Raw genomic sequence first — 8,544 nt, 5'->3', positions numbered from 1 at the left:
ACGAGCCTATTTTTCGCGGCGAACGGGGGGGTGGGGAAGAAGAAACTTGCTCTCCCCCCCCCCCCCCCCCCCCCCCCCCCCCCCCGCCGCAAAACTCGACGCTAGATCAACGGGCCGCGGAAAGCGGTCGTCCCCGGAACGAGGTCGATCGTCCCCAGCCCGCCGTGGGCGTTGGCGTACGCCAGTTCGCGCGAAAGGTCGCCGACGCCGTTCGTGCCTGGTTGCGGCAGCAGGTTCAGCGTGCTCAGCACGCCCAGCGCCTTGCCGTCGCGGTCGAGGAAGCCGCTGCCTGAATCTCCGGGGATGCCGGGCGTGACGGTCAGGACCGTGTGGCTCCAGCCGTTGCCGGTGTCGCCGAGGCTGGTGCCTTGTTTGGGGGACAGCTGGGTGATTCCGCCGCGCAGTTCGGAGTTTCCGTAGCTCAGCACGGTGCCGAGTTGCTTCGTGCCGGTGGTGTTCACCCCGGTCGGTCCGCCCCAGAAAGGCAGGCTCGGGTTCACTTTGGACACGTCCGACGGGTCGATCTTCACGAGCGCGAGATCGTTGTACTGGCAGGTGTCGGCGTCCGCCTCATGCCGGGATTGCATGGTCAGCCACGAGTTGTAGACGAGCGTTCCTGGTTTGCTCGCCCCGGTGATCGAGACCGGGGTGCCGATCGGGAGCGAACCGGCGGAGCAGCCGTTCGTTTCGGTCGAACCGCCGGTGCCGGAGCAGTGTGCGGCTTGTCCGAGGAAGACGTCGGTTCCGTTGCTGTAGACGAAGTTCGAGGTGCATTGCGCTCCGTTGGTGTGCGTCTGCACTCCGGGATGCACGGCGGCGGTGTCGGCGGGTGCCCAGGTCGGGGACGCTGCCCACGCGGTCGCGGGCAGCAACGCGGCGGCGGTGGACAGCGCCGTCACCGCACTGGCCCGGGCCAGTGGTCGAGGGGTCTTCATCGGGCTCCCTTCGAGAAGGCCAGCACTCACTCGAACGTGTGCTACTGACTGGTAGGCGTCGGGGGTGCATCACACCACAGAGTGGTGCCAGTCACAACCGTTGTGACCCTGGGTGACTATTGACCTCGAGCAAGCTAGAGGTTGCAGACTGGTCCCATGGCTGGGGAATGGAACATCGAGGCAGTAGACGTCGACGCTTACCTCGCGCGAGTCGGGCAGCGGCGGGAAGAACCGTCGGTAGCGGCGCTGGGGCGGTTGGCGCGGGCGCACGTCGAGGCGATCCCGTTCGAGAACGTCGACGTAGTGATCGGCCGGCATCGCGGGATCGAGCTGGACGTCGTCAGCGAGAAGCTCGTCGGGCGGCGGCGGGGCGGGTACTGCTACGAGCAGTCAGGGTTGTTCGCGGCTGTCGCCGAGCAGCTGGGGTACGAGGTGCAGCGCACCGTCGCGCGGGTGCAGCCGCGGAAGAGCGGGCCGTACACGCATATGACGCTGGTGATTACCGTTGAGGGACAACAGTTTCTCGTGGACGTCGGGTTCGGGGCCGGGATTTTGGTGCCGATGCCGTTAATCGACGGGGCGGAGGTCGATCAAGCCGGGTGGACGCATCGGATGAGCCAGCGCGACGGCTGGTGGGTGCTGCAGAAACAAGACGGCGACGGCTGGGAGGATCTGCACGAGCTGCTTCCGGTGGTGCACAGCCGGCCGATCGACTACCAGGTGTTTCACCACTACACGTCCACGCATCCGAAGTCTCCGTTCACCGGTCGGGTCGTGGTGATGCGGCTTGAACCCGGACGCTTCCGTCGGCTGCTCGGCCGGGAGTACCAGGAAAGCCGTCCGGACGGGACGGTCGAGAAGCGCACGATCGAACCGGTTGATCTTGGCAAGACGCTGGAGGATCTCGACGTCGTCCTGACCGAGGACGAGCTGGCGGCGCTGCTCGAGACTTACTGAAACAACTCGGCTGCGGCCAACGGCCTTCCGAGGTGATACCCCTGGGCCTGGTCGCAGCCGAGTTCCCGTAGCAGCGCCAGTTCTTCCGCGGTCTCAACGCCTTCCGCTACCACCGTCAGATCCACCGCGTGCGCCATCGCGATGATGCTCGTGACGATCGCGGCCGCGTCGCGGGAGTCGGCGATCCCGGTGATGAAGGAACGGTCGATCTTCAAGGTGTCCAGGGTCAGGCGACGCAGCTGGGCCAGCGAGGAATACCCCGTGCCGAAGTCGTCGATCGCCAGCAAAACGCCGAGAGAACGCAAGGCGGACAACACTTCCGCGGCAGCCGACGTATCCCGCATCAGCGCGCTTTCGGTTACTTCCAGCGTCAGCGCGCTGGGCGGAAGGCCGGTGGTGGCCAGTGCGTCCCGGACCGCCGGAACCAGGTGCGGGTCGTCCAGCTGTCGCACGGAGAGGTTGACTTTCAGGCTGAGGTCGAGGCCTCGGCCGGTGCGCAGGGCGGCGAGCTCGCGCGTGGTGTCGCGCAGAACGTACTTGCCCAGCACGTTGATCAGTTCGCTTTCCTCGGCCAGCGGGATGAATTCCGCGGGCGAGATCGCGCCGTGTTTCGGGTGGGTCCAGCGCAGCAAGGCCTCGACGCCGACCATTTCGCCGGTACGCAGGTCTACCACCGGCTGGTAGGCGGGCCACAGCTGTCCACTGTGGACAGCGTCGCGGAGGTCCTGCTCCATCCGCAGCCTGCGCTGCATGCGCTCGCGCAGGGCGACGTCGAAGAACTCGAACCTGCCGCGGCCGCGGGCTTTCGCCTGGTACATCGCGACATCCGCGTCGCGCAGCAAATCCTCCGCACTGCGGCGGTCGTCCGGTTCCACGAGCACGATGCCCATGCTCGCGTCGAGATGCAGCTGTCTGCCGTGCACGAAAACCGGTTCTGACAGCACCGAACGCAGGTGTGCGGCGAACACGCCGACCTGCGCTTGGCCGGTCGTCGCGGACGTGACAACCACGAACTCGTCGCCGCCCAGCCGGCCGACGACATCGTCGGGGCCGGTGGCTCGGCGCAGGCGTTCGCCTGCGATGCGCAGGACCTGGTCGCCGACCGGGTGGCCGAGGGAATCGTTGATCAGCTTGAACTTGTCCAGGTCGAGGAACAGCACCGCGGCCGGCTCCGCACCGTCGCGGCGGTCCAGCCGGTCCAGGACCAGAGTGCGGTTGGCGAGCCGGGTCAGCGGGTCGTGGGTCGCCTCGTGGGCCAGCCGGGCGCTGATTGCGCGCCGTTCGGTGATGTCGGTGAAGGACGTGACCACCGTGACGCCCTGGGGATTGTCCGGATCGAGCAACCGCGAGGTCAGCGACACCCACACGTCGCGGCCGTCGGGCCGGCGCAGGCGCACGACCAGTCCGTTGTGCGTGATCCCGGTGCGGCGTGTGTGCATGGACGGCAGTTCGTCGTCCGGGATCCGGTTGCCGTCCTCGTCGAACAGCACGAGCGTCGTGCACGGCACGCCGAGCAGTTCCGCCTCCGGGACGCCGAGAATGCGGCAGGCAGACGGGTTCGCGGACTCGATCAGCCCGGTCGGGCCGATCACCAGTACGCCCTCGTCGAGCGCGGCGACGACCGTCGCGTAGTGCTGTTCGACGCGGCGACGTGCGGTTTCGTCGGTGCAGACCAGGAGGAAGCCGTCAGCGGTCTCGGTCGCGGACACCCGGACCCGCCTCGGCGAGCCGTCCCGGCCGCGGTGGGTTTGCTCGGCGACGCCGTCTCGGATCGACGCCGGTTCCGGGTCGACGCCGAGCACCTCGTGCACTCGCCTGCCGAGCGCGTCGGAGGCGGGCCAGCCGTAGACGGTCTCGGCGGCCGGGTTCCAGCCGGTGACGATGCCCTCGGCGGTGATCGTGACGATGGCGTCGCTGACGTGCGTGACCAGCGCTTCCTGCGCGCGGACGGCAGCCGCGGCGGCGTGTTTGACGGTGCTGTCGCGGATCACCACCTGAAACGACGGCGGGTTCGAGTCGCTGGTGCGCACCGAAACGGTTTCCGCCACGAATTTGCTCCCGTCCAACCGTTTCAGCACTGCTTCGCGGGGTTCGGTGCTGGGATCCTCCAGCAGGTGCACGGATTCGGCGGACACGAAGTCCGCGAACTCCTGGCTGACGACCTCATGCGCCGCCCGCGCCGCGAACAGGTCGAGCGCGGCCTGATTGGCGTAGGTGACGACGCCGCCCGAATGCACGCAGATCGCGTCCGGGCTCTGCTCCATCAGCAGCTGGTAGCGGTCGGACAGCTCCGCGAGGTCGGATTTCTCCGGCGCGGCTTCCGCGACCGCCGAGGCAACGCCGAGCAGGCCGGTCGTGTGGTCCCGTTCGCCGACGGTCCGCGCACGCAGCCGGATGCGCCGCGGCGTGCCGTCCGGGCCGTCCTGCGGCTGTTCGAGTTCGAAATCGCGGCCGGGCGGGGTGCGGCGGAGGTTCGCGGTGAGCGGGCGGAGCAGTTCGGTGAGCCGGTCGCACAGCTCCTTGCCGCTCGCGCCGGGGAGGCCGAGCACCGCGTCGAGGCCGGGCAGCCAGGTGAGGGTCGCCGGTTCGGAGGCGTGCAGGGAGAACAGGACCCCCGCGCCGGCGTCCGGCCGCAGGCCCGCGAGCTGGGCGCGCCGGGTGATTCCACCCGGTTCACCGGCCAGGGCGTCAGCCTCCATGGTGCTTCCGATCCCCCTTGTCGGCGTATGGCCCGTCGATTACACCACCGAGTGAAGCCTGTGTATATCCGCACAGGGAGCTGCTTGCATCACTCGTTCGGACCCCGGCCGGGGGTGCTATCGGGCGACGCGGGGCACGCTGCGCAGTCGCGGACCCCATACGAGCAGGCCGAAGTGGGCCGCGCAGGCATGTCCGAGGGCGGTCACGACGGAGGCGAGACTGGCCGGATCGTCGGTCACGTAGACACTGATAACGAATAGCTCAAGGGCCACGAGCCCGGCGATCCTGGCCCGTCCGCGCAGCAGCGCGACGAGCACGCCCGCGGTGGTGAGGAAGCCGTAGCTGACGCCGATGTCGAGCCAGCGGCCCGCGGAATGCGGCAGGACGTCGGTGTGGATCAAAGCCATGACCGGCAGTTCGGTGGCGATCGTGGCGAGCACGTGCCCGCTGAAGAAGACCAGAGCCGTCCGAAGCCAGCCGAATCGGCGTTCGAACGGGGCGACCGCGATCGCGAAGATCACCGCGTACGGCAGCCAGCCGCCGTCGGCGATCCAGAACGCGCTGGTCAGAAGCGCGGTGAAGGGATGGCGCGCCATGTTGTGCGCGTCGGTGCTGGAGGCCGCGAGGAGTTTGCCGGTCAGCTTGGAACTGCCGAACCGGATCAGCAGCGAGGTGCCCAGCAGGAGGACGAGGTAGCCGAAGGTGAATGGCGTCGACCGCGGGCTGGGGATGAAGGTGAGCCAGGCTCGGCTCGGCCGCCAGCCGGCCGGGACGGCGGCCAGGAACGGGAGCCGGGGTGCGGGCTGAACGAGGTCGAGCGGATCGTTCTTCGTCAGCACGGCGGTCGCTGTCTGCTGCGGGGATTCGAGGAGATCGGCCAACTGAGTGCCGCCTGGCTGAGTCGTGGCTGGTTCGCCGACCGGCGTGGTCCCAGCCGTCGGGAGGGGCTTGCGCAGCCAGGTCAAGGACCGCCACTTCCGGGGGGTTTCCGTGGTGGCAGCGCTGCGCGCCGGGCGGGGTGCCGGATCCGGCTCGCGCAGCGACATGCGTCCAGAGTGGCTGGGCATGCTGGGATTTTGGCTAAGCGCAGCTGTGAATGCGCTGTGATTCACACCCGCTAGAGTGAGCACTCTGGGTAGAAGGTTTCGCTCTTTGTCACCCGTTCAGTGGCCTCATCCGGTAGGAATAGGCCACTCCTGGTGAAAGGTCTCGCTGGTGAACGACGAGGTTTCGGTCGCCGAGCTGCTGGTGCGCGAAGGACACGAACGACGGATTCCGCCGCCGTCCCGGTCCAGGTGGCGCATGGTTTCGGTGATGCTCGCGGTGATCGTCGGGTGCGGGGCGGCCGCGATGCTCGTCTCGTACGGGACCACGGCGAACGACGGGGCCGCCCGGATCACCGAGATGCGCGTGATCGAGATGCCGGATCGCACCGGCGGCGCTGGCGGCGTCGACGAAACCAACCCGCCCACGCCCACCGGCGAGGAGACCGAAGGGGGCACGGTCGGAGTCGGGGGCGCGCCTTCTACGAAGGCGAACGTCAATCCGTTCGGCGAGCAAGCCACCCCGGACCATCCGGCTGATTCCGCTCCGGCGCATCCGTCGTCGAGCGAACGGCCGGAGACCACCAGCCCGACCGGGCCGACCCAGCCGTCGTCGACCTCGTCGGCGCCGCCGAGTAGTTCCGGTCGGCCGTCGACGCCGAGCAGTCACGAACCGCCGTGCGTACTGAACATCATTTGCCTCTGAAACCCTGAGCGCGCGCTGAGCTTGGACCGCGAGCCGGGGCGGAAACCGGCATGATCGGCCGCGTGCCGAATACGAAGTTGCGCGCCTGGCTCCTCGAAGGCGAGCACAAGCGCGCCCAGCAGATGACCGGTGGCAAGCGGGAGACCAAAAAGGCCGAACAGCCGTGGTGGAAGGTCATGTGCCTCACCGGCGTCGACTACTTCTCCACGCTCGGCTACCAGCCGGGGATCGCCGCGCTCGCGGCCGGAGTGCTGTCGCCGCTGGCCACTGTGGTGCTGGTGGTGCTCACGCTCGCCGGCGCGCTGCCGATTTACCGCCGGGTCGCGCGGGAGAGCCCGCATGGCCAGGGGTCGATCGCGATGCTGGAGAAGCTGCTGTCCCGGTGGGGCGGCAAGCTGCTGGTGCTTGCGCTGCTTGGCTTTGCCGCGACGGACTTCGTCATCACGGTGACGTTGTCCGCGGCGGACGCGACCGCGCACGTGATCGAGAATCCGTTTGTTCCGGCCGCGCTGCATGGCGGGCAGGTGTGGATCACGCTGGTGCTCATCGCGTTGCTGGGGGCGGTGTTTCTCAAGGGGTTCGCTGAGGCGATCGGTGTCGCGGTGGTTCTCGTCGGGGTTTATCTCGCGTTGAACGTCGTGGTGGTGGTGACCGCGCTGGCGCATGTGTTCGGGGCGCCGGAGCTTATTGTCGACTGGCAGAATTTGCTGATCAGCGAGCATCCCAATCCGTGGTTGATGGTGGGGGTGGCGCTGGTGGTGTTTCCGAAGCTGGCGCTGGGGTTGTCCGGGTTCGAGACTGGGGTTTCGGTGATGCCGCTGGTCCGGGGGGCCAGTGGGGACACCGAGGCGGATCCGGTGGGGCGGATTCGCAACACGCGGCGGTTGCTGCTGACCGCGGCGTTGATCATGAGCGCGTTTTTGATTACGTCCAGCTTCGCTACGGCGGTGTTGATTCCGCAGCGGGAGTTTCAGGCTGGAGGGAAGGCTAGTGGGCGGGCGCTGGCGTATCTCGCGCATAGCTATCTTGGCGATGGTTTTGGGACGGTGTACGACGTCAGCACGATCGCGATTTTGTGGTTCGCGGGGGCGTCGGCGATGGCTGGGTTGTTGAACATCGTGCCTCGGTACCTGCCGCGGTATGGGATGGCTCCGGATTGGGCTCGGGCTACCCGGCCGTTGGTGATCGTGGTTTCGGTGATCGCGTTTGTGATTACCTGGATTTTTGATGCTGATGTGGAGGCGCAGGGCGGGGCGTACGCGACTGGGGTGCTGGTGTTGATTTCGTCGGCGTCGGTCGCGGTGACGTTGTCTGCTCGGCGGCTTCGGCAGCGGACGTTCTGGGCTTACCTCGTGATCACGTTGGTGTTTTTGTATACGACGATCGCGAATATTGTGGAGCGGCCGGAGGGGGTGAAGATCGCGGCGTTCTTTATTGGGGCGATTGTGGTGACGTCGTTGATTTCGCGGGCTACTCGGTCGTTGGAGTTGCGGGTCGAGAAGGTGGAGTTTGACGCGGCTGCTCGGCGGATTATCGACAAGGCTGTGCGGTCTGGGGCGGTGCGGATTATCGCCAATGAGCCGGATGCTCGGGATGAGGCTGAGTATCGGGAGAAAGAGCGGGAGGCTCGGGAGGACAACCATATTCCTCGGGATAGTGCGTTGTTCTTTCTTGAGGTGACTATTTCGGATGCTTCGGATTTTGAGACTACGTTGCGGGTGCATGGGGAGAAGCGGGCGGGGTATCGGATTTTGCGGATGAAGAGTCCGTCTATTGCCAATGCTATCGCGGCGGTGTTGTTGCAGGTGCGGGATGATACTGGGGTGCAGCCGCATGTTTACTTTGCTTGGACGGAGGGGAATCCGTTTAAGTTTTTGGTTCGGTATTTGTTTTTTGGGGATGGGGATGTGCCGCCGGTGACTCGGGAGGTGTTGCGGAGGGCGGAGCCGGATCCGCATCGGAGGCCGTTGGTGCATGTGGGGTGAGGGGGCGGTGTCTCGGCTCGTCGCCTGGCGGCGACATTGCCGCTCGTCCTGCGTGGGGCACCCCGAAGCTTGATTGTGCTGACGGTTCGGGAGTGGTTGTCAAGGCGGGAAAGATGCCTTGACAACCCCCCCCCAACCACAAGGAAGGGGTTGGCTTGGTGGTTAAGGGGGGGGTCGTGTGTTCTGGGTTTTTTGGGTGTGTTGGGTGGAGGATCTTG

General features: G+C 66.9%; 6 protein-coding genes. 3 read left to right on the top strand and 3 right to left on the bottom strand.

Annotation, left to right across the window (positions count from 1 at the left end; translation table 11 throughout):
* Window positions 1-101 precede the first annotated feature (101 nt).
* Window positions 102-935 (bottom strand): serine protease, encoded by an 834-nt coding sequence (locus tag ACZ63D_RS17775; protein WP_465355378.1) that lies wholly within the window; start codon window positions 933-935, stop codon window positions 102-104.
* Window positions 936-1,091: 156 nt separating this feature from the next.
* Here ACZ63D_RS17775 and ACZ63D_RS17770 point away from each other — a divergent pair, with 156 nt between their 5' ends.
* The gene (locus ACZ63D_RS17770; protein ID WP_465355377.1) at window positions 1,092-1,892 is read left to right on the top strand and encodes an arylamine N-acetyltransferase family protein; all 801 of its coding nucleotides are present in this window, start codon (window positions 1,092-1,094) and stop codon (window positions 1,890-1,892) included.
* On the opposite strand, the gene ACZ63D_RS17765 is transcribed toward ACZ63D_RS17770, so the two are convergent.
* Both ACZ63D_RS17765 and ACZ63D_RS17760 read right to left on the bottom strand, forming a co-directional pair.
* On the bottom strand, window positions 1,886-4,591 hold the full coding sequence (locus tag ACZ63D_RS17765; protein WP_465355376.1) for a sensor domain-containing protein: 2,706 nt from the start codon (window positions 4,589-4,591) through the stop codon (window positions 1,886-1,888). The genes ACZ63D_RS17770 and ACZ63D_RS17765 overlap by 7 nt on opposite strands.
* A 117-nt stretch (window positions 4,592-4,708) precedes the next feature.
* Entirely contained in the window at window positions 4,709-5,659 is a 951-nt protein-coding gene (locus tag ACZ63D_RS17760; RefSeq protein WP_465355375.1) for a rhomboid-like protein, read from the bottom strand.
* 148 nt (window positions 5,660-5,807) lie between these two features.
* Here ACZ63D_RS17760 and ACZ63D_RS17755 point away from each other — a divergent pair, with 148 nt between their 5' ends.
* Together ACZ63D_RS17755 and ACZ63D_RS17750 are read left to right on the top strand one after the other, a co-directional pair.
* Window positions 5,808-6,341: a hypothetical protein gene (locus tag ACZ63D_RS17755; RefSeq protein ID WP_465355374.1), complete on the top strand. Its 534-nt coding sequence runs from the start codon at window positions 5,808-5,810 to the stop codon at window positions 6,339-6,341.
* A 50-nt stretch (window positions 6,342-6,391) separates the two neighbouring features.
* On the top strand, window positions 6,392-8,326 hold the full coding sequence (locus ACZ63D_RS17750; RefSeq protein WP_465355373.1) for an APC family permease: 1,935 nt from the start codon (window positions 6,392-6,394) through the stop codon (window positions 8,324-8,326).
* Window positions 8,327-8,544 lie beyond the last annotated feature (218 nt).

It is taken from the genome of Amycolatopsis sp. NPDC104775 (assembly GCF_055583325.1).
This window is presented reverse-complemented; position numbering and strand designations above follow the sequence as displayed.

Excerpts from the sequence above, each read along its gene's own strand:
- ACZ63D_RS17775 (WP_465355378.1), bottom strand. The coding sequence starts at position 935 with ATGAAGACCCCTCGACCACTGGCCCGGGCCAGTGCGGTGACGGCGCTG.
- ACZ63D_RS17770 (WP_465355377.1), top strand. The coding sequence starts at position 1,092 with ATGGCTGGGGAATGGAACATCGAGGCAGTAGACGTCGACGCTTACCTC.
- ACZ63D_RS17765 (WP_465355376.1), bottom strand. The coding sequence starts at position 4,591 with ATGGAGGCTGACGCCCTGGCCGGTGAACCGGGTGGAATCACCCGGCGC.
- ACZ63D_RS17750 (WP_465355373.1), top strand. The coding sequence starts at position 6,392 with ATGATCGGCCGCGTGCCGAATACGAAGTTGCGCGCCTGGCTCCTCGAA.
- ACZ63D_RS17760 (WP_465355375.1), bottom strand. The coding sequence starts at position 5,659 with ATGCCCAGCCACTCTGGACGCATGTCGCTGCGCGAGCCGGATCCGGCA.